Raw genomic sequence first — 21,809 nt, 5'->3', positions numbered from 1 at the left:
TCGTGTAAAATTTACATAATAAACACTAACGACTGCTATGGCCCTTGTACACACTGACCCTAATATCCCTGTTATTCAAGGACGCAGGAAGAAATTGTCTATCCTGCAGATCTTCAACATGAGCTTCGGCTTCCTCGGAATCCAGTTTGGTTTCGCCTTGCAAAATGCAAACGTCAGCCGCATCTTTCAGACACTCGGAGCTAAAATAGATGATATACCCATTTTATGGATTGCAGCACCCATCACTGGTTTGCTGGTGCAACCAGTAATAGGTTACCTGAGCGACCGTACCTGGCACCCGTGGTGGGGCAGGAGACGCCCGTTCTTTTTCTTAGGAGCTGTTCTTTCTGCTTTTGCATTGTTTATGATGCCTAACTCTACGGTGCTGTGGATGGCAGCCATCATGCTGTGGGTGCTCGATGCTTCTATCAATATATCCATGGAGCCTTTCCGTGCGTTTGTTGGCGATAAACTTCCATCGAGCCAGCGGACAACAGGCTTTGCCATGCAAACATTCTTTATTGGTGTAGGTGCGGTAGTAGCCTCTTTGCTTCCGTACTTTTTTACCAACGTCATGAAGATAACTAATACTGCACCTGAAGGTGTGATACCTGATTCTGTGAAGTATTCGTTTTATATAGGTGCTGCTGTTTTCTTTCTTACTGTGCTTTGGACGGTTATTTCTACACGAGAATATCCACCTGATGATATGGCTGCTTGGGAGCAGGAAAAGCAGGAAACACAAGGATTGGTGAAAGGCTTTACAGCCATCAGCAAAGGCATTTTCACAATGCCGAAAACAATGCTTCAATTGGCTATAGTTCAATTTTTTACCTGGCTTGCCTTCTTTAGTATGTGGATTTACACCACACCCGGCGTTGCCCAAAATGCTTATGGAACTACTGATACTACTACCAAAGCCTTTCAGGATGCAGGTGACTGGGTAGGGATAATGTTCATGGTGTACAATGGGGTTTCTGCTATAACAGCTTTCTTGTTGCCAATGCTGGCTGCAAAGATTGGAAGACGTGCTACACACATGACTGCCCTTATAGTGGGAGGCATTGGCCTCATCTCCATGTTATTCATCACCGATAGATTCATGCTATTGATACCGATGGTTGGAGTTGGATTGGCATGGGCCAGTACACTTACTATGCCTTACGCAATACTAGCAGGCGCTTTACCTGCCAATAAAATGGGCTTCTACATGGGCGTGTTCAACTTCTTCATTGTGATCCCCCAGATACTGGCTGCGGCTATACTTGGCTTTTTTGTACGCATACTTTTCAACAACGAAAGCATTTATGCTTTGGTAGTAGGTGGTGTATCTATGGTTATAGCAGGCCTTCTCAACTTTTTAGTTAAAGACGCTGACGAATAAAATTTCCTGTATGAAAAAAATCTTATTGGCAAACTTGTTTGCCTGCTTCTGCTTACTTGCTATATCGCAAGAAATAGCTGTTTACCCTACACACTGGTGGCCCGGGATGAAAAATCCTAACGTCCAGCTGATGGTACATTCAGAAAAAATTGGTGATAGGTTGCCCATGCTAAAAATAGCTGCTACCGGCATCAGGATAGCTGATGGTATCACCCTGAAGAAAATCCACCGGGTAGAAAATCCGAATTATGTATTTCTTGACCTGGTAATAGATAAAGCCGCTAAGCCGGGAAAACGTGTCTTAAACTTCGGAACCGGCAGCGCCAAAACTTCAATTGATTTTGAACTAAAAGTGCGTCGCACAGGCAAAGGTGTTACTTATGCTCAAGGGGTAACATCTGAGGATATGATCTACATGCTGATGCCCGACCGTTTTGCTAATGGAGATGAGAGCAACGATCGTTTGGCAGGCATGCGCGACCAAAGCCTTAACCGCGATTCTATATTTCATAGACATGGCGGCGACCTACAGGGACTTACTGCCAATCTTGACTACCTGCACGATTTAGGTGTAACAGCAATCTGGCCAACTCCCTTGATAGAAAATGATATGCCTTCGCGTTCAGAACATGGATATGCTGCTACCAATCATTACCGAATAGAACCACGTTTTGGAGGAGAGAAGGCTTTGCATGAATTCACCAGTGAGCTGCATAAGCGCAAAATGAAGTTTGTGCAGGATATAGTGTACAACCACATAGGCAGGTACCATCATACATTTCTTGATATGCCTATGAAGGATTGGGTAAACCAGTGGCCGCAGTTTACCAAAACCAATCACCGCGAACAGCCAGTGTTCGATCCGTATGCTTCCAAACACGACAAAAACATGACCCTGAATGGTTGGTTCGAGCCAATGATGCCTGACCTTAACCACAGGAACCCTTATGTTGCAAACTACATCATCCAGCACTGTATTTTTAGTATAGAAGAGTTTGGTGTGGATGGTTTTAGAATAGATACCTACAAATACAACGACCTTGATTTTATGAATCGATGTAACCAGGCTGTTTATGATGAGTATCCAAAGTTTACCATTTTCGGCGAAGCATGGGTAGGTAACGTGCCTGCTCAAGCATACTTTACCGAAAACAACATCAACCTTCCTTGGAAGAGCAACCTGCATGGGGCAGTAGATTTCCAGGCACTATTTGAAGGTATTTCGCCTGCTATGAATGAGAAGGATGGATGGAGCAATGGCGTAAACAAACTGTATTCAACACTCAGCCAGGATTTCCTTTATAAGAACCCAATGAACAATGTGTTGATCCTGGATAACCATGATATGACGCGTTGGTATTCTACAGTAGGCGAGGACATAAATAAAATGAAAACAGGAATAGCCTGGTTGATGACCTGCCGTGGTATTCCTCAATTCTATTATGGTACTGAAATAGGAATGAAAGGAATTTCAAACCCTGATGGTTGGGTGCGCCTTGATTTCAAAGGTGGTTGGAAAGGCGATAAAGAAAATAAATTCTCAGAGGCAGGAAGAAATAAAGAGGAGAACGAGATCTTCAACTGGACCAGGAGCCTTGCCAATTTCAGGAAGAATTCATCTGCAATAAAAACGGGTAAGATGATGCAGTACCTGCCGCAAGATGGGCTGTATGTTTACTTCCGTTATGATGACAAACAAACCGTGATGTGCGTGATGAACGCCAGCGAAAAAGAGATGACAGTTGATTTCTCCAAGTATGCTGATGGAATAAAAGATTTCACCAAAGCAAGATCAGTAACCAACGACCAGGAGTTTTCACTTAAATCAACCTGGCCTTTAGGAGCTAAGCAAATATGGGTGCTCGAGTTGGGAAAGTAGTGGAGGAGGTCGAGGTTTGAAGTTTAAGGTTTAAGGTTCTCAATAAATAAAGAGGCTGTCAGTGATGACAGCCTCTTAACTTTTGAAGTGACTTAACTTATTACTTACTACTTACTACATAATACTTACTACTTACTACTCACATTCATCATTCATCATTTATAGTTCATCATTAACCCTACTTTTCCTCCGGTGCTAAAACCAGCTTGATCATATTCTTCATATCAAAATACTGGTTCGCCAGTTCTTTTGTCCGTTGTACGGTTAGTTGTTTTACCATGGCCGGATCTTGTAATATTCCACGCGGGTCTTCATTGTGGTAATACTTCTGTTCCAGGTTGTAAAGCCAATAGCTGTTCTCTTTTACCTGCAACTGAAGACTGCGTACATCTTCTGCTATTACTTTTTCTATGTTTGTTTGCGAAGCGCCTTCTTGTTTCAGCTTTTCAATTTCCTGCATCACAATAGCAGTAAGCTTATCTACATTGCCAGGAGAGGTACTGAATGATATGCTTATGATATAGCTGCTGGTTGGAACCCGCCCAAGTGCTGCATTCACATTTACACCATAAACGCCTCCTTGCTCTTCACGCAACTCTTCCCGTAGGCGAATGGCTAACACCTTCGCTAGCTGGCTAAGTTGTGTAGCCTCTAGATCAGAATAAGTAGAAGTGCCTGTAAAAGCAATTCGTACGGTGCTCCTGCTTTCCTGTCCTTTGCGGATCACTTTCTGGATATTGCCACTTGGGTATCGAATACCAACATCTTTCCACTGTTCGTTTATATTCTTCGATGGTAGACCAGCGATATATTTCTCTACTAAAGGCGTGATGCTATCTACAGAAAAGTTGCCAACGAACGTAAAGATGAAATCTCCTGCATCTGCAAAACGTTCTTTGTAAATGGTGAAAGCCTTTTCCAGTTCTATCTCCTGCAAACGCTGCAGCGTAAGTGGCTGCCGGCGGTAATGATAATTGCCAAGAATATAATTGACAGAGTCGGCAAAAACAGCGTTGGGATCTTTTCCTTTATTGGCAAGCGACGATGACAGCTGCTGGAGCATCACCTGGAACATACTGCTGTCTTTGCGCGGCTCGGTAAAATATCCATTCAATAGCATGAAAGCTGTCTCCAGGTCTTTTGGAATTGCACTTCCGCTCAGCCCTTCACTGTACTGCGAAATGGAAGGAGAAACATAAGCCTGTTTCCCAGTCAGCTCTTTCTGCAAACTCATTACATCATAATTCCCCAAACCTCCAAGTTGTACTATTCCACTTGCATTTGCCGCGGACAAATAAACTTCATCATTGTACAATGATATGCCACCAGGACTGATAGCTGAAATCAGGATCTCGTTGTTTTTGAAGTTTGTTGGCTTCAATATTACCCGAGCTCCGTTGCTTAAAGTAAGTTCCGTTACTCCCAGCTCTTTTACTTCTTTCCGTGATGTAATCTTACCCGGCATAGGTGCATTGGCCAGTATGGAGCCTGTAACCGTAACATCTTTGTATGGTTGTAGTTTTCCGAAAGGTTTGTTTAGTAGGGCAACCAATTGCTCTTTCTTCACCAGGTTTTTCTTTTCTGAATCCGGTGCTAGTACCAACACCGCACGATCATCTGGTTTTAGCCATTTTGCCACCAGGCTATTCACTTCTTTTAGTTCTATACCCGGAACAAATCGCTGGTACATTTGATACTCGTACTCAATGCCAGGTATGGTTTCCTTCTTCAAAAAATTCCTGATCAGTTCCTGCACCAGGTGAGCCGACTTGGTTTTGTCACGCTCGTTATACATCGTTTCCATGTTGCTAAGCATGGCTGTCTTTGCGCGGGCCAGTTCTGTTGCAGTAAAACCATGTTGACGAACTCTTTCATTCTCTTGCAAAAGTGCACGTGTAGCACCAGGAATGGATAGGCCATCTTTAGCTACCGCAAAAAGTACAAGCGCATCTTTATCTGCTATGAAATTTGAATAGCTGCTGTTTCCGAATAAGAAAGGTGCATCTGGTTTTTGCGCCAGCTCCTGCAGGCGGTTGCTCATCATTTGGTTGAACATGCTGCGTACCAGTGTTGCCCGGTATTCACGCTCTGTTTGCGCCTCCGGAATTGCCTGTTGCTTATAGAACACCTGCACAATATTGTAAGGCTGTTCAGGATCTGTGATCACAGCAGTGGCTGTACCCTTCTGGGCAGGAACATTGAACTTGGTGCGAGGTTTTGCATTTGTTCTTTTAGGTATCCTCGAGAAATGTTCCCTTATCAATTGTTCAGTAGAATCAACATCTATATCTCCTACAACAATCACAGCTTGGAGGTCGGGCCTGTACCAATCGCGGTAGAACTGCTTGAGCGTTTCATATTTGAAAGTTTCAAGATTTTGCTTAGTACCAATTGGTAAGCGATCGGCATATTTTGATCCTTTCAGGATAACAGGAAAATATTTCTCCCGCATCCTTTCTTCAGCGCCTAAGCCTAGCCGCCACTCTTCTATTACAACGCCCCGCTCTTTATCTATTTCTTTATGATCAAACGATACATTGTGCGCCCAATCCTCCAGTATCTGCATGGCTTTTTTGAAAACTGCCGGGCTATCAGTAGGAACCTGAAGCTCGTACACCGTTTCATCAAAAGATGTATAAGCATTCAAATCGGCGCCAAAGCTTACACCACTTTTTTCTAAAAAATCCACCAACTCCTGTTTCTGAAAATTCTTGGTGCCATTGAAAGCCATGTGCTCAACAAAGTGTGCAAGCCCACGCTGGTTGTCATTTTCCAAAATAGAACCTGCATTTACTACCAGCCTCAGCTCAGCCCGGTTCTCAGGCTCTGCATTTTTCCTGATGTAGTAGGTAAGGCCATTTGCCAGCTTACCGATCTTGACCTGGGGCGCTACGGGTAGTTTTTTATCCGTAGCCGGTTGGGCAAATACTTCAGTTTGTAATCCTGCACACATACATGCAAACAGGATGATCCACGCAATCTTTGTCATAATGATTTTTGTAAAAAAGCAATATAGGTGATAGATGCAGTAGTTGCTATGCTGAATAGTTAAATGGCAGAAGCAATGGTAGAATTACCTTTTCTTATGATAACTGCAAGTACTGGTTTAAGCCAATTTTTTGCCGGTTATAGCTGTATATCCTGGAAGAAAAAGGAAGGTTGATTTCTTTACTACATTCAGCCCTGCCTCCTTCATCCACTGTTGAATATCATCTTTGCTCCATGTGCCGGATGTACTGCTGAGGGCAAAAAAGATATCGCCGATGGCGCCAAGCATGTCCTCATTCTTCTTTATCTGTCCCGGCGACACTACTTCCATTATTGTAAAATATCCACCTGGCTTTAGTGCAGCCTGCACCTTTTGCGCCACCAGCTTATTTTCTTCTTCGGTAAAATGATGTGCTACACTTGCCAGCAGTATGAAGTCGTATTTGTTACTGCCAATTTCATCGTGTAAAATATTTCCTGCTGTATAAGATAAACGCGCTGAAACTTGCGGGTCTCTATCCATATGCTGCGCCTGCTCTACAGCGGCTGGTAAGTCTAGTATGGTAGCCTTCAGTGAAGCATATTTTTTACAGAATGCTGCTGCATACAATCCATGCGAGCCGCCAATGTCGAGCATTTGTGTAGGAGCAGAGAAGGAGGGAACGCGCCTTGTTATTTCCCTGGCTGCATTTTTTGCCACTGCTTCCATTGCTTTTTGGTAATAGAACCATTGCTCTGTGGTGAAGCTGTCGTGGTATTGAAGGCCTTTACCTGTTTCCAAAAAAGTGGATGCATAGTTCATCCATTCAAAACAAACTTTCTGGTCGAAAAGCAGGAGCCAGTACAATGATGAAGGACTGTCTTTCAACAACCATTTTTTTGCTTTGGCAGTAAGCGCAAAATGAGGAGGACTTGTTATTACCAAACCCATTGAAGCAAAAAGCCTGAGCAGTTTTTCTACAGCCGTTGTATTTAGCTTACATGCGGTTGCTATATCATTTGCTGTTACTTTTCTTTTGCCTATTGCTTCGAATACACCTTTATCAATCGCCTCCAGTACAAACTTGCTTACGAGGTATCCAAAATGTGCTACTGCTACCGGTTCGGGTGCCACACCTGTTTTCACTGCAATCCATTCCAGGGGATTTTGTGCCGTTGTTGTCAGCTTCATCTATACATTTTATAAGTGACGAATGAGGCACAACAGGCTGCAGTCATTACTCATCATCCAGCGCAAAGCTCAGTTTCTGTATCAGCTCCATTGGAAGCTGGGGCAGTCTTCTTCTTTCTATCAGGAAAGTGGAAAGCGTTGCCAGGTCTTTGAAAACATAATGCTTTGTCATAGCACCTTCCAGGTAGCCGCTGCCCGACGTATTGCCCGTGCCGCTGCGCATGCCAATCATTCGCCTTACCATTATAAAATGTTTGTGCCGCCAGTTGCTCATCATATGATCAATCTCTACAAAAGCATCCAGGATCTGGTAAGAGGTTTGAAACACAGGGAAGTCGCGGTACAGCATAATAAAGAGCGCAGCCTTCATAGCCTTGGGCGAAAGGTCAGAACGCAGGTTGTGCAGCTGTTCAGCAGTATAGCCTTCAAGCGCTTTTTCAAAAAATATGAAATCAAATTCAGGCAGCTTACTCTTTTCTCTTTCAGTTAGTCCCTGTTCATATATATCTCGGTAGGTAGCCCAGAAAGGATGAAGATCGTTGCTGGTTGCTGTTTGCTGGAATGACTTCCAATACTTCATTTCGAAGAATGGCATGCGCTCCAGCCATGTGTTCAGCAGCTGCAAAAGTGTTTGCTCATTCTCTACATTGTTGATCGATTTATAATCATCGCTGTTGAAGCCACCTTCGTTGGTGCGTTTGTAATAATCAAACTCGTGGCGCTTTTGTAGCTGTAAGCCAAGACGCGCTTCTATCAGCCTGAACTGCACACTTTGAAAACCGGATGAAGGAGCAAGCAGGTTCCTAAACTCCAGGAAGTCGAGCGGTGTCATTGTATCAAGAATGGTAACCTGCTGGTTCAGCAGTTCGTTTATTCTAATCACTCGGTTCAGCCGGTGGCGTACAAGGTTCAGATCTTCAGAGTTATCGTTGATCTTTTCTTTTTTGAAAACTTCCATTACAAAATCAAGCTCAAAAAGTATTTGCTTAAACCACAGTTCTGATGCCTGGTGAATGATGATGAATAACATTTCATCATGTGCCGGCGTATTGGGTTGTTCAAAACTTACCGGGTGCTGGCTGTTCAAAATCTTTTCCAGTTCAAGGTAGTCTCGGTAATACATTACTTTTTCTTGCATGGCAATCTTGTAAAAATTGAATAGCAGCGAAAATACACTTACAGCCTTAATAAAAACCTTATTGGTATCACCATTTCATTATCCTTCATTATGAGTAGTTTAGCTGCTAAAATTTTCTACTAATGAAGAAACTTTGCTCTAACCTTTTGCTGCCTTTGCTCGTTTGTTTTTTCTTTTCGTGTAAGAACAATGCAAACCAAACGGCGGCTACACAAAATGATACTGCTACACAATCTGCAGATGCGCCTGAATGGATACTGCAGGGGAATATTTATGAAGTAAACATCCGCCAGTACACACCAGAAGGTACTTTCAATGCCTTTGCTGCGCATCTTGACAGGCTACGGGAAATGGGTGTGCAAACGCTGTGGTTCATGCCCATTCAACCCATTAGTGTAAAGGACAGGAAAGGCACGTTAGGCAGTTATTATGCTATAGCTGATTATACAGCTGCCAACCCTGAGTTTGGAACCATGGACGATTGGAAGCGCCTGGTGAATTCTGCACATGAAAAAGGTTTTAAAGTAATTATTGATTGGGTAGCCAATCATACCGGCGCTGACCATCGTTGGCTGCAGCAAAAGCCGGATTTCTTTACCAAAGACAGCACCGGCAACTTCATTGCTCCTTACGATTGGACGGATGTGCGTGAGCTGAATTATGACAACCGCGAGTTACATGATAGCATGACTGCCAGCATGAAGTTTTGGGTAACTGAAACAGGTGTGGATGGTTTCAGGTGCGATGTAGCTGGTGATGTGCCGGATGATTTTTGGAAGGATTGTATAGCAACGCTGCAAAAGGAAAAGCAACTGTTTATGCTGGCTGAAGGTGATAAGCCTTCGCTTCATACAGTAGGTTTTCATGCTAGCTATGCGTGGCCAATGTTCAGTAAGATGAAAGAAGTAGCCAATGGTTCTCGACCTGCTTCTGCTCTTGATAGCGTGATCCAGCACAATAACCAGGAATTTCCTGCCAATGCTATGTATATGTATTTCACCAGCAACCACGACGAGAACAGCTGGAACAAAGCTGATTATGGAACCATGCCTGGTAAAGTGCATGAGCCTTTTGCTGTGTTCACTCAAACGGCTAAAGCCAGCATACCACTTATATATAGCGGACAGGAAGAACCAGTACTGCGGAAGATTGAATTCTTTGAAAAAGATCCAATGACCTTCAATAAACTTCAGCGTGCACCATTTTATAAAACATTACTTACACTTCGTAAAAATAATACAGCACTGGCTGCAGATGCTGCTTACAGAAAACTGGATGCTGGTGATCCTGCTGCTGTGTATGCTTATGTAAGAGAAAAAGGAGGGAAGCGGGTACTGGTAGTGCTGAACCTTTCAGGTAAACAACAAACTGTGAATATCCAGGACCAGGCATTGCAGGGAAATGCTTTCAATGTATTTGCAAATGCAAACGAAGAAATCAGTTCATTGAAGCAACTGGAGCCATGGGGGTACAGGGTGTATGAGTATAGGTAGAAAAATATCTACTGTTTATTGCAATAAAGCCGGAAGAAGATCTTCCGGCTTTATTATTTCTGTTTTATTAGATAAAAATGATAATAAGGAAGTCACGTACTTCCTACTTCGTACCTCGTCCTTCAAGCTTTGTACCTCGTACTTCACCCTCATACCTCGTCCTTCAAAGTCCTACTTCACTTTTTCCTTTACCTCGTTCAGCTTCATTAGCGCCTCTACCGGCGTTAACCGGTTGATGTCAATGACGTCGAGCATCTGGCGGATCTCATCAAAGGTTTGACTGTGCGCATCAAAAATGCTGAGCTGCATTTTGGGTGCGGAAAGCGTTTTTACATGTTCGCCTATATGTTCATCTACATGCTTACTTTCCAGCTGTTGCAGTATTTCGTTAGCACGATCAATAAGTTTGGGAGGCATACCAGCCATGCGTGCTACATGTATACCAAAGCTATGGGTGCTGCCGCCGGGAGCAAGCTTGCGCAGGAAAATGATCTTGTTGCCTACTTCCTTGTTTGTGATGTGATAATTCTTTACGCCGCGCAGTTTATTCTCCAGCTCGTTTAACTCGTGGTAGTGTGTAGCAAAAAGTGTTTTAGGTGCATGTGGTGATGCATGCAGGTATTCTACTATACTCCAGGCAATGCTGATACCGTCGTAGGTGCTGGTGCCGCGGCCAATTTCATCAAGTAGTACCAAACTTCTTGATGTAAGGTTATTGATGATGCTTGCGGTTTCATTCATCTCTACCATGAATGTACTTTCGCCGCCGCTCAGGTTATCGCTTGCCCCTACGCGTGTAAAAATCTTATCAGTAAGTGGAATGTTCGCATTAGAAGCAGGAACAAAGCTTCCCATGTGAGCCATCAGTGTGATGAGGGCGGTCTGGCGCAGCAGCGCACTTTTACCACTCATGTTGGGTCCTGTAAGAATGATCACCTGCTGCGATGCCGGGTCCAATAAAATATCGTTGGAAACATAGCTGTCACCTGCAGGTAGGTTACGCTCTATCACCGGGTGTCGGCTGTCGTGTAGTTCCAATGCGCTGCCGGTATGAATGTTTGGCTTCTTGTAATTGTACTGCAATGCATTGTTGGCAAAACAGCAAAGGCAATCCAATACAGCCAGCACATTTCCATTTACCTGCATCGGTGCTATATAATCCTGCAACTCCAGCAGCAGCTTATTGAACAGGTCTTGTTCTATGGCTTGTATCTTTTCTTCAGCGCCAACTATTTTTTCTTCGTAGTTCTTGAGTTCGGGAGTGATGTAGCGTTCAGCATTGGCAAGCGTTTGCTTGCGCATCCATGTTTCAGGCACTTTACTTTTGTGCAGGTTGGTCACTTCCAGGTAGTAGCCAAACACATTGTTGAAGCCCACTTTTAAGGAAGATATACCCGTTGCCTCACTTTCTTTTTGCTGCAACTGCACCAGGTATTCTTTGCCTGTGCTGGCAATGTTTCGTAGTTCATCCAGCTCGGAATGCACACCTTCTTTTATAACATGGCCTTTTGCTACCAGTACAGGTGGATTTTCAACAATCTCTTTTAAGATCTTTTCCAGGATGTAGTGGCAAGGGTTGAGCGCATCAGCCAGCCGCTTCAGGTAGTCGTTAGAGGCTTGTAAACATTCATTTCGTATGGCATCTACCTGTTGCAGACCACGTGCTATCTGCAGTACTTCACGCGGGTTTATTTTTTTCAGCGGGATCTTACTCACCAGCCTTTCAATATCTCCTGCCTGCTTTATATGAGTAGTGATCTTATTGCGCAGCTCCACATCTTTGATAAGAAATTCTACCAGCTCCAGCCTTTCGTTTATCTTATCAATATCCTTTAGCGGAAGCACGATCCAACGTTTCAGCAAACGTGCTCCCATGGCACTTACTGTATTGTCTAAAACTCGCAACAGCGTCTGTCCATCCTCCACGCCACTTCCCAGTAGCTCCAGGTTGCGAATGGTGAATCGATCCATCCACAGGTAATCATCACGCTCAATCCGCTGAATGGAAGTAATGTGCTGCAGGTTGGGATGCTCTGTATCTTTTAAATAATGAAAAACAGCACCGGCAGCAATGATGGCTGCAGGCATATTTTCTACACCAAAACCTTTGAGGGAATGTGTTTGAAAATGTTTGAGCAGGTTTTCAGTGGCATAAGCGGTATCAAAAATCCAGCTGTCGAGCGTGTAGGTGTAAAACTTACTGCCAAAGTTCTCTTTGAACTGTTTCTGGTAATTGCGCTGGAAGATTACCTCCGCCGGCTTCAGCGTTTGTAATAGTTTGTCAATGTACTCCTGGTTGCCTTCACTCACAAACATTTCACCTGTAGAGATGTCTAAAAAAGCAATCCCGCTTTTATCGTCCTGGAAATGTAAGGCAGCAAGAAAATTATTGCTGTTGTGCTCCAGCATTTTGTCATTGGTAGCCACACCTGGCGTTACCATTTCGGTTACACCACGTTTTACAATGCCTTTTACCTGCTTTGGATCTTCCAGTTGATCGCATATGGCTACACGGTAGCCAGCTTTTACCAGCTTGTGCAGGTAAGTGTCCAATGCATGATAAGGGAAGCCAGCAAGCTCGCTACTGAAGGCAGCGCCATTGTTGCGCTTGGTCAGTGTGATCCCAAGCACTTGGCTACTAATGATGGCATCTTCTCCAAACGTTTCATAAAAATCGCCCACGCGAAATAAGAGGATAGCATCAGGATATTTTTGTTTAATAGCCTTGTGCTGCTGCATCAGCGGGGTTTCGGCACTACTCTTAGCCATAGCCGGCAAAAATAGGCGGATTGGGAGTTAAACGAAAACCACCGGGAATTGTAGTGGAGAAGTTGTGGATGATGCTGAAGAAAACCCCGGTATTCATTGTGCCTACCGGGGTTGTATTGCATTAAGTTCCTGAAGTCATACCCGCTTTCACCCATTGAGCTACAGTAACAGTACGCTTTGCCTGGTGCAAAACAGCTGCCTGCGCATCATTGGAAATTCCTTGTTGGCCAACAGTGGCGCTGGTGCCATATGGATTACCACCCGCCCCAAAAATAGACTGATCGGTATATCCTGGGCATGCTATGATTGCTCCCCAATGGAACATCATAGTGTACAATGACAGGAGGGTGGCTTCTTGTCCGCCATGAGGATTTTGTGCGCTTGTCATAGCACTCACCACTTTATTGGCCAATTTTCCCTGTGCCCACAATCCGCCTGTAGTATCCAAAAATTGTTTCAACTGTGCAGCCATTACCCCGTAACGGGTAGGCACACTAAAAATGATGGCATCTGCCCAATCAAGATCTGAAAGATCTACCGTAGGTACATCTTGTAATTTTTCAACGGTAGCTTTCCATGCAGGATTGCCGTCAATAACATTCTGCGGAGCCAATTCTGGAACTTTCAGAATTTTCGTTTCAGCGCCTGCATTGCGTGCTCCTTCCTCCGCCCATTGTGCTAACTGGTAGTTGGTCCCGGTCATAGTATAAAAAATGACCGCAAGTTTTACGTTACTCATTCCTTCTTTGGTTTTAGTATGAGTTGATACTGGCAATAAATTGATGCCAGCATCTTCATCTATGTCCGTTTGGGGCCTGCTTCAGCCTTTTTTAAACACATGACCGCCCCTGTTTTTCGTTTTGTATACACCAACCCCTTAAGAAATGCAAGAAGATTTTTTTAACGCACTTGTCCTGTTTGAAAATTGGTTGCCGCCATTAATCATCTCAGTTGTTCTACTGAAACTTGTTCTATTTGTATTTTTTAGAACCAGCAACAGTCGCATCGGCCAGTTTTTCTACTTCAACGATTACCAGGTGGTAGATACCAAATGCCTGAAAAACGTAACCATCAAGATTGTTCAGAACTGCCTTTCATTTTACCTCCTGTTCCTGCTTGTGTTTCACCTTGTTCTTCTTTTAGCGATACAGCCATAAATTTTCCAACTCTTAAATCTCATGTATGACCCAGCAGTTTCTCCTTCTCCGTTATAACAATACCTGTGGTCCTTTTACAGTTTCCGAACTCATAGAACAACAGCTTTTACCGACTGACCTGTTATGGCAGGAAGGCATCAGCATTTGCTGGAAGCAAGCCGCTGAATTCGAACAATTGCATGATTATGTTCAAGCACCTGAGCAAGTAGAACCTGTTGCCATTGCAGCAAGTGAAGAAGAAATAGTAGAACTGAATGTGAAATATTGCAAATCGCTGGTGGAGCTGCGGGAAGAATACAATCAATGGAATGAGAAGAAACAAGCGCGTCGTAGGCTACGCGCAAAGTTGCGTGTAGGACAATTTGTAATAATGCTGGCAATAGTGATGGCAATTACACTTCAGCTGTTCCGTTCGAACCAGCAAACTTCACATCATGAAAAAGATGAAACTTCGCTTGCAAATAATCAATTGGTAACGGTAAAGCAGGAATTGCTTACGAAAGATCAATAGGTAGTTACCTTACCAATCACCACTTTTACTCCAGCCTCCGACAGGTTGTGGATATCGTCTATCACCGCTTGTCCTTCAGGCGAGCCCATCGTTTCTATCATCTGCTCTTCAGACGAAAAATATAACTCCGCCATCCTGTAAAACTCCGGTTGGTCGCCACCTGGCGTAGGTACAAATTTCGTCAGCTCTACTTTACTCACACCAGGCATATGTCGTGCCATAGGCAGGTGCTTATTCTCATAATAATCTTCAAATGCTGCTTCGTCACCAGGATGATTATAAAGTACAGTGATCTTATGCATTGCTTGGCCTGTTGGTTTCTGATAATTATCATAAAGATAAGGCCAAACATAGTTTAAGGTTGCAGTTGCTCATACCATTGCAATCATATTTTTCGCATAACAGTACGTTCATGAATAGACCTAAAGCTGTGATACACTTACCTTTGCCGCCATGCGCAAATTGAGTATGGATGAGCTGGGCCGAAAGTCGGTCGATGAGTTTAAGCAGGCTGAGAAGAACCCGTTGGTGGTGGTGCTGGATAACATCCGCAGCATGCACAATGTGGGCAGCGTATTTCGTACTGCCGATGCATTTCTTGTAGAAGCTATTTGCCTTTGTGGCTATACACCGCAACCTCCGCATCGCGATATTCAAAAGACTGCATTAGGCGCTACTGAAACGGTAGATTGGCTTTATTATTCCGAAACTACTGAAGCTGTTGCCGAGCTGAAACAGCGCGGGTATACGGTTTATGCCATTGAACAAACGCAAGGAAGCATCTCGTTGGAAAAATTCCATTGGCAACCAGAGACGAAGCTAGCAATTGTACTAGGCAATGAAGTAGAGGGCGTAGCCGATGACGTTTTGAAGATGGCAGACGGCAGCATTGAGATACCGCAGCTGGGTATGAAGCATTCGTTGAACATATCAGTAGCAGCAGGTATTGTTACCTGGAAATTGGTGGAGCAACAGCTATTGCGGCTTTAGGTTTGGTGGGAAGAATTTTTGTAACCAGCATTTGAAAAACAATCAACTTCGTTGCGTCGCACACTTGTACTGTAGAGTAAGTATCGGCAAGGCAACATCAAAAACATAAATGAACACAGTAAAGAATTACCTGTCACTGGTAAAGTTTAGTCACACCATCTTTGCGCTTCCATTCGCATTGATCGGGTTTTTTCTTGGGTATAGGCTATTTGAACAGTATGGCAATGTGCTTTCACAAGTCCATTACGAGTTTGGTATATCCTCGTATGATTTTCCAGGCTCGATCCAGGAAATTATCCTCCGCTTTGTTCTTGTGCTGGTATGTATGGTCACTGCACGCAGTGCGGCAATGGCCTTCAACCGCTTTCTCGACAAAAATTTTGATGCAAAGAACCCGCGTACTGCCATCCGCGAAATTCCGGCTGGTATCATTTCGTCCAGCAGTGCGCTTCGCTTTGTTATTCTCAATTGCATCCTGTTTATTATCTCTACTTTCTTTATCAACCGCATATGTTTCTTTCTAAGTCCTGTAGCATTATTCGTAATTCTTTTTTATAGTTATACAAAGCGCTTCACTGCATTGTGTCATCTTGTGCTGGGGCTGGGGCTATCGCTTGCACCCATTGGCGCCTATCTTGCTGTTACCGGCGAGTTTGCCGTGCTGCCTGTATTATTTTCTTTCACAGTTTTATTCTGGGTAAGTGGTTTCGATATCATCTATGCTTTGCAGGATATTGATTTTGACCGTGAGCACCAGCTTCATTCTATCCCGGCGCGGCTTGGTAAAAAGAACGCTCTGCGGGTGTCGGAACTGCTGCATGTTTTTAGCGGATTGATTGTAATAGCTGCAGGATGGTTAGGTGAATTTGGCTGGCTGTATTGGATAGGGGTTGTTGTGTTTTGCGGCATGCTCATCTATCAACATTCCATTGTAAAGCCCCACGACCTGCGCCGCGTAAACCTGGCTTTCATGACGGCTAATGGTATAGCCAGTGTGGTGTTCGCTGTTTTTGTAATAGCCGATCTGCTTTGGAAAATGTAAAATGCAAAATGAAAAACTCATCGTTCGTCAGTTAAATCGCTAGGCATCAATTTCCTAATTTTTACATTTTACATTTTAGATTTTTAATTAAAAACATGGCTAGAATTCTTTCCATTGACTACGGCTCTAAACGCACAGGCCTGGCTGTTACCGACCCTATGCAGATCATTGCTACAGGCCTTGCAGGTTTACACACCAAAGACCTTGAGCAATTTTTGAAGGATTATTTTTCTAAAGAGCAGGTGGAGCGGGTCATCATTGGACATCCTACCAACTGGGACGACAGCGATACGCATGCTACGCCATTGGTTCAGGCATTCATCAATCGTTTCGTAAAAGTATTTCCCAACATACCCATAGAAAAAGTAGATGAACGTTACACTTCTAAAATGGCGGTGCAAAGCATGGTAGAAAGCGGGATGAAAAAAAAGAAACGCCAGGATAAAAAGATGGTGGATGAGATTGCAGCCATCATTATGTTACAGGAGTATTTACAAAGGCAATAACATCTATTTGGCTATTTTTGCCACCGCTCAACCAGCATTTTTAATACGTAGAAAATTATATATGACTCTTCCGATAGTTGCATACGGTGCTCCCATTTTACGACAAGTAGCCCAGGACATTTCTCCAGATTATCCTCAATTAGAGAAACTGATTGAAGATATGTGGGAAACCATGTATGCAAGTAATGGAGTGGGATTGGCTGCACCGCAGATCAATAGAGCTATCCGTCTTTTTGTTGTAGACAGCGCACAGATCTTTGCCAACCAGGACGACGATGAGGATGGTGGATATGCAGATGCTCCAGGTGTTAAGAAGGTTTTCATCAATGCGCACATCAAGCAATTGGATGGCGAAGAGTGGGCATACAACGAAGGCTGTTTGAGCATACCAAAGATCCGCGAAGATGTAAAGCGCCCTGAAGAGGTGGTGTTGGAATATGTAGACGAAAATTTTCAACCACATACAGAAACCTTTGTTGGTCTTACAGCACGCATCATACAACACGAGTACGATCATATAGAAGGTAAACTTTTTATTGACTACCTGAAGCCACTGCGCCGCAAGATGCTGCAAGGCAAACTGAACGACATCAGCAAAGGGAAGATCAGGATGGACTACAAGATGATGTACGCCAAATGATGAAGCAATGGTTGATACTGTCTCTTCTAACAGCGGTTTCCTTTTGCGCTTTTTCGCAAGAAGATACTACTGTTGTTTATAAGAACCAGTCCTTCACCTTAACCGATGTTGTTATCCGCAACAACTTTGATTATCCTGCCTTCATTGAATACGTAAAAAACGACACTACATTTTACAAAGCATTCCGCAACCTCAGGGTGCTCAGCTTTTCTTCTTACAACGACATCATCTTAAAGAATAAGAAAGGTGCGGTTACAGCTACCATGCAAAGCACCACCAGGCAGACCTATGCCAACGGCTGCAGAACAATGGAAGTGAAAGACGAAAAGACCACAGGTGATTTTTACAAAGGTGATGGCAGCTACAACTACACTACTGCGGAAATGTATGCAGGTTTATTCTTTACAAAAGGAAAGGTATGTGGTGAGACGAATATTGTAAAAGGAACAACTTTCAATACCCGGGGCAAAAGTGGGATGGCCAAACATAAAGAACAATTGAAGCAATTGTTTTTCAATCCAGGTAACCGTATTCCAGGTCTCCCTATGATAGCTAACAAAGTAGCCATATTCGATGAGGATGTTGCCAAGCTATACGACTTCAAAATTGATAAACAGGATTATCGAGGTTATCCTTGTTATGTCTTCACCATCCGACCAAAGAAAGACCTTTCTGCGTGGGACAGGAGCAATATAGTAATTGATGAAATGACCACCTGGTTCAATGCCCGCACGTTGGAGATCATTGGCCGCAACTATAGCCTTAGCTACAAAACAGGTGTATATGATTTTGACGTAGACATGGAAGTACAGCTAGAAAAAGTGGGAGAGTTGCTGGTGCCAAAAGTTCTACGTTATGTCGGCAATTGGAATGTTATGTTCAAGAAAAGAGAGATAGCCAACTTCACCGCTACTTTGTTTGATTTCAAGCGATAAATTGAAACAAGAGGAAATATACCTCTGCTCCATAAAAAAAGGCAACTGGTTCACAGTTGCCTTTTTTTCATATAAGCCTAACCTTAAACTTTATACTTTAAACCTTAAACCCTAACCTTGTGCTCTCAACGTCTTAAACGCATTGATCAATCCATTGGTAGAGCTGTCATGAGAATTTACAGTATCATTATTTTCCAGTTCAGGCAATATTTTATTTGCTAGTTGTTTTCCTAGCTCTACACCCCACTGGTCGAAGCTGAAGATATTCCAGATAGCGCCCTGTACAAATATCTTGTGTTCGTACATCGCTACGAGGTTACCTAATGTACGTGGTGTTACCTGTTTTACCATAAATGAATTCGTAGGCTTATTCCCTTTGAAGACTTTGAACTTCACCAGCTTTTTGATCTCTTCTTTGTTCAACCCAGCCTTTGTTAGTTCCTGTTTTACTTCGTCTTCAGTCTTACCATTCATTAATGCTTCTGTTTGTGCAAAATAGTTGCTCAACAGTTTTACATGATGATCACCAATAGGATTATGACTAATAGCTGGTGCTATAAAATCGCAAGGAATAATAAGTGTGCCCTGGTGGATGAGCTGGTAAAAAGCGTGTTGACCATTGGTGCCGGGTTCGCCCCAGATAACAGGACCGGTAGGGTAGTTAACCTCGTATCCGTTACGATCTACTGACTTTCCATTGCTCTCCATATTTCCTTGCTGGAAATATGCCGCAAACCTATGCATGTACTGGTCGTAAGGTAGGATTGCCTCGCTCTGCGCATTGAAGAAGTTGGTATACCAAAGGCCGATCAACGCCATGATCACCGGGATGTTGCCAGAGAACTTTTCTCTGCGGAAATGTTCATCAACCTCGTAAGCACCGTGTAGTAATTCTTCAAAGTTGTTATAGCCAATGGTCAATGCTATAGATAAACCAATTGCACTCCACAAAGAATATCTTCCGCCAACCCAATCCCAGAATTCAAACATATTCTCAGGTGCAATTCCGAATTTCACCACCTCTTTTTCATTGGTGCTAAGGGCAACAAAATGTTTTGCAATATGTGCTTCATCTATAGCCTGCTCCAGGAACCATGAACGTGCAGTATGTGCATTGGTCATAGTTTCTTGGGTAGTAAAGGTCTTACTTGCCACAAGGAATAAAGTCTCTTCCGGCTTAACCTTTTTTAGCGTCTCGGCTATATGAGTTCCATCTACATTACTTACAAAGTAGGTCTGTATGTTTTTCTTCCAATAAGGCTTCAGTGCTTCTGTAACCATCACTGGTCCCAGGTCGCTTCCTCCAATACCAATGTTCACGATACTCTTGATCCGCTTGCCTGTATAACCTTTCCAATCACCCGAATGTACTTTATCGCAGAAGGTCTTCATTTGCTTGCGCACCTTTACCACACCAGGCATCACATCTTCGCCATTTACCATGTATGGTGCATTACCCATATTGCGTAAAGCCACATGAAGTACAGCACGATCTTCCGTTTCATTAATCCTTTCACCACCAAACATGCTGTCTATTGATTGCCTTAGCTGGCATTCTTCCGCCAGTTGAAACAACAACTGCATGGTCTTCTGCGTCAGGATATTTTTTGAATAATCAAACAGGATATCATTGAACTGGAGACTGAACTTAGAGAACCTTTCTGCATCAGCGTCAAATAATTTGCGCATGTGCGTACGTTGCATCTCTTCTTCAAAATGTCGTCTCAGCAGCAGCCAGGCTTGTGTATTGGTGGGATTTACTTTAGGAAGCATTCAATAACCTTTAAATATTAAAATGAAGGTATTACAGCTGTTGTAATACATCAATAGTTTTCTCTACCATTTCTCTTGTTACATCTAGATGTAAAACCAATCTTACTTGTGTACGCGAAATGGCTATACATTTAATGTCATACTCGTTCATCAGTTTGTCAACCAATCCTTGTGGTGTAAATCTTCCCTTCACTTCAAATATCAGGATGTTGGTCTCTACCGGGTTGATCACTCTAACAAAATCTTTACTGGCCAATGCATCAGCCAGCATTTGTGCATGTTGGTGATCTTCAGCCAACCGGTCAATATGATTTTCAAGAGCATATATGCCGGCGGCAGCAAGGTAACCTGCCTGCCTCATTCCTCCTCCTAAAACTTTTCTTACCCGGCGCGCCTTCTTTATAAAGTTCTTGTCTCCCAATAATACACTACCAACTGGTGTTCCTAATCCTTTGCTAAGGCATAGTGAAATAGTATCAAAAACCTGCCCGTATGCCTGGGGCTTTTCATTTTTGGCCACCAATGCATTGAATAATCGTGCTCCATCCAGGTGAAGTGCCAACCCTTGTTCTTTACAAACCTCTTTTATCTTTTCAAGCTCAGCAAAATCATAGCAACTTCCGCCGCCGCGGTTCGCAGTATTTTCCAGGCTCACCAATGCAGAATAAGGTTTATGAATATCTTCCGGGTTAATAGCCTCCCGTACTTGTTCGGCAGTAATTCTTCCCCTGTCGCCTTTTACCGGCCGTACAGATGCAGCCGCATTGAAGGCTATGCCGCCACCTTCATATATGTAAACATGCGAAAGTTCTTCGCAGATCACTTCATCGCCGGGTTGCGTATGGCATTTAATCGCTATTTGGTTTGTCATTGTTCCACTAGGACAAAACAATCCAGCTTCTTTGCCAAACATGTCTGCAGAAAGTATTTCCAGCTTATTGATGGTGGGATCTTCTTCAAAAACATCGTCGCCTACTTCGGCTCTAAACATGGCTTCCAGCATGGCTGGAGTTGGCTTGGTAAAGGTGTCTGACCGGTAATCAATCATAGGGGCACGAAATTACTATCTATAGTGGTAAAAGAAACAATAGGGTATGCTTTTTGAATATTATTTCGCCGCATACCCAAACATTTCGTTCTACAAAAAGCTACTCCCGGATAGGAGAATTTCTTTACTTAAAAAAGTTTAAGCTAATGAAGTAGAAAAAACTGTAAATCAATAGTGGTTGGAATAGAAGGAAGAAGAAATCAAAATTGACTGATATACTAAATTTTTAGTTACAAAGGGTTAAATTATATACAATCCGGTTATCTTTTTCCACAAACGCTGGCAAAAACCAATGTTGCAACTTACCTTTGCAGACATTTGAATTATGGCGTTTAGCATTGTTATTGCAACCAGTTCATGTACATCAATGTCTTACAAGCGTTTT

The 21,809-nt window shown here is 43.3% G+C and carries 18 protein-coding genes; 10 read left to right on the top strand and 8 right to left on the bottom strand.

The genetic code is table 11. The features are described 5' to 3' along the window. Window positions 1–37 precede the first annotated feature (37 nt). A complete protein-coding gene (locus J4N22_RS10935) occupies window positions 38–1,384 on the top strand; it encodes an MFS transporter (RefSeq protein WP_207494189.1) in 1,347 nt (448 codons plus the stop codon). A 10-nt stretch (window positions 1,385–1,394) separates the two neighbouring features. Continuing rightward, complete coding sequence (locus tag J4N22_RS10930; RefSeq protein WP_207494187.1) at window positions 1,395–3,263, top strand: alpha-amylase family glycosyl hydrolase; 1,869 nt, start codon at window positions 1,395–1,397, stop codon at window positions 3,261–3,263. Between the two features lie 178 nt (window positions 3,264–3,441). On the opposite strand, the gene J4N22_RS10925 is transcribed toward J4N22_RS10930, so the two are convergent. The 3 genes from J4N22_RS10925 to J4N22_RS10915 all read right to left on the bottom strand — a co-directional run bounded on the left by J4N22_RS10925 (window position 3,442) and on the right by J4N22_RS10915 (window position 8,560). Further along, window positions 3,442–6,252: a M16 family metallopeptidase gene (locus tag J4N22_RS10925; protein ID WP_207494185.1), complete on the bottom strand. Its 2,811-nt coding sequence runs from the start codon at window positions 6,250–6,252 to the stop codon at window positions 3,442–3,444. 117 nt (window positions 6,253–6,369) lie between these two features. Continuing rightward, window positions 6,370–7,422, bottom strand: a complete 1,053-nt coding sequence (locus tag J4N22_RS10920) for a methyltransferase (RefSeq protein ID WP_207494183.1) — start codon at window positions 7,420–7,422, stop codon at window positions 6,370–6,372. Window positions 7,423–7,468: 46 nt separating this feature from the next. Further along, entirely contained in the window at window positions 7,469–8,560 is a 1,092-nt protein-coding gene (locus J4N22_RS10915) for a tryptophan 2,3-dioxygenase family protein (protein WP_207494181.1), read from the bottom strand. A 122-nt stretch (window positions 8,561–8,682) separates the two neighbouring features. Between J4N22_RS10915 and J4N22_RS10910 the strand changes: the two genes are divergently transcribed. Continuing rightward, on the top strand, window positions 8,683–10,053 hold the full coding sequence (locus J4N22_RS10910) for an alpha-amylase family glycosyl hydrolase (RefSeq protein WP_207494179.1): 1,371 nt from the start codon (window positions 8,683–8,685) through the stop codon (window positions 10,051–10,053). A 171-nt stretch (window positions 10,054–10,224) separates the two neighbouring features. Here the strand turns inward: J4N22_RS10910 and mutS are convergent, their stop codons facing one another. Beyond that, a complete protein-coding gene (gene mutS / locus J4N22_RS10905) occupies window positions 10,225–12,822 on the bottom strand; it encodes a DNA mismatch repair protein MutS (protein WP_207494177.1) in 2,598 nt (865 codons plus the stop codon). A 121-nt stretch (window positions 12,823–12,943) separates the two neighbouring features. Continuing rightward, complete coding sequence (wrbA, locus tag J4N22_RS10900; protein ID WP_207494175.1) at window positions 12,944–13,561, bottom strand: NAD(P)H:quinone oxidoreductase; 618 nt, start codon at window positions 13,559–13,561, stop codon at window positions 12,944–12,946. A 145-nt stretch (window positions 13,562–13,706) separates the two neighbouring features. Here wrbA and J4N22_RS10895 point away from each other — a divergent pair, with 145 nt between their 5' ends. Then, window positions 13,707–13,979, top strand: coding sequence for a hypothetical protein (locus J4N22_RS10895; RefSeq protein ID WP_207494173.1), 273 nt, complete (start codon window positions 13,707–13,709; stop codon window positions 13,977–13,979). A gap of 25 nt (window positions 13,980–14,004) precedes the next feature. Beyond that, entirely contained in the window at window positions 14,005–14,490 is a 486-nt protein-coding gene (locus tag J4N22_RS10890; protein WP_207494171.1) for a hypothetical protein, read from the top strand. On the opposite strand, the gene J4N22_RS10885 is transcribed toward J4N22_RS10890, so the two are convergent. Next, window positions 14,484–14,792 carry an EthD family reductase gene (locus tag J4N22_RS10885; protein ID WP_207494168.1) on the bottom strand — a complete coding sequence of 103 codons (309 nt, stop codon included), beginning with the start codon at window positions 14,790–14,792 and terminating at the stop codon, window positions 14,484–14,486. The genes J4N22_RS10890 and J4N22_RS10885 overlap by 7 nt on opposite strands. A gap of 151 nt (window positions 14,793–14,943) precedes the next feature. Between J4N22_RS10885 and J4N22_RS10880 the strand changes: the two genes are divergently transcribed. From J4N22_RS10880 to J4N22_RS10860, 5 genes are all read left to right on the top strand, one after another. Then, a complete protein-coding gene (locus tag J4N22_RS10880) occupies window positions 14,944–15,480 on the top strand; it encodes an RNA methyltransferase (RefSeq protein WP_242692129.1) in 537 nt (178 codons plus the stop codon). A gap of 109 nt (window positions 15,481–15,589) precedes the next feature. After that, window positions 15,590–16,522: a UbiA-like polyprenyltransferase gene (locus tag J4N22_RS10875; RefSeq protein WP_207494166.1), complete on the top strand. Its 933-nt coding sequence runs from the start codon at window positions 15,590–15,592 to the stop codon at window positions 16,520–16,522. 95 nt (window positions 16,523–16,617) lie between these two features. Next, window positions 16,618–17,028, top strand: coding sequence for a Holliday junction resolvase RuvX (gene ruvX, locus J4N22_RS10870; RefSeq protein ID WP_207494164.1), 411 nt, complete (start codon window positions 16,618–16,620; stop codon window positions 17,026–17,028). 61 nt (window positions 17,029–17,089) lie between these two features. Then, window positions 17,090–17,668, top strand: coding sequence for a peptide deformylase (def, locus tag J4N22_RS10865; protein ID WP_207494162.1), 579 nt, complete (start codon window positions 17,090–17,092; stop codon window positions 17,666–17,668). Next, window positions 17,665–18,603, top strand: coding sequence for a hypothetical protein (locus tag J4N22_RS10860; RefSeq protein ID WP_207494160.1), 939 nt, complete (start codon window positions 17,665–17,667; stop codon window positions 18,601–18,603). The genes def and J4N22_RS10860 overlap by 4 nt, the downstream gene beginning before the upstream one ends. A gap of 111 nt (window positions 18,604–18,714) precedes the next feature. Here J4N22_RS10860 and pgi read toward each other — a convergent pair whose 3' ends face one another. Together pgi and J4N22_RS10850 are read right to left on the bottom strand one after the other, a co-directional pair. Further along, window positions 18,715–20,376 (bottom strand): glucose-6-phosphate isomerase, encoded by a 1,662-nt coding sequence (gene pgi / locus J4N22_RS10855; RefSeq protein ID WP_207494158.1) that lies wholly within the window; start codon window positions 20,374–20,376, stop codon window positions 18,715–18,717. A 31-nt stretch (window positions 20,377–20,407) separates the two neighbouring features. After that, on the bottom strand, window positions 20,408–21,424 hold the full coding sequence (locus J4N22_RS10850; protein WP_207494156.1) for a threonine aldolase family protein: 1,017 nt from the start codon (window positions 21,422–21,424) through the stop codon (window positions 20,408–20,410). Between the last annotated feature and the right edge of the window lie 385 nt (window positions 21,425–21,809).

It is taken from the genome of Aridibaculum aurantiacum (assembly GCF_017355875.1).
GTDB lineage: Bacteria > Bacteroidota > Bacteroidia > Chitinophagales > Chitinophagaceae > Segetibacter > Segetibacter aurantiacus.
The sequence above is the reverse complement of the archived record's forward strand: the minus strand, read 5'-3'. Positions and strand labels throughout refer to the sequence as shown.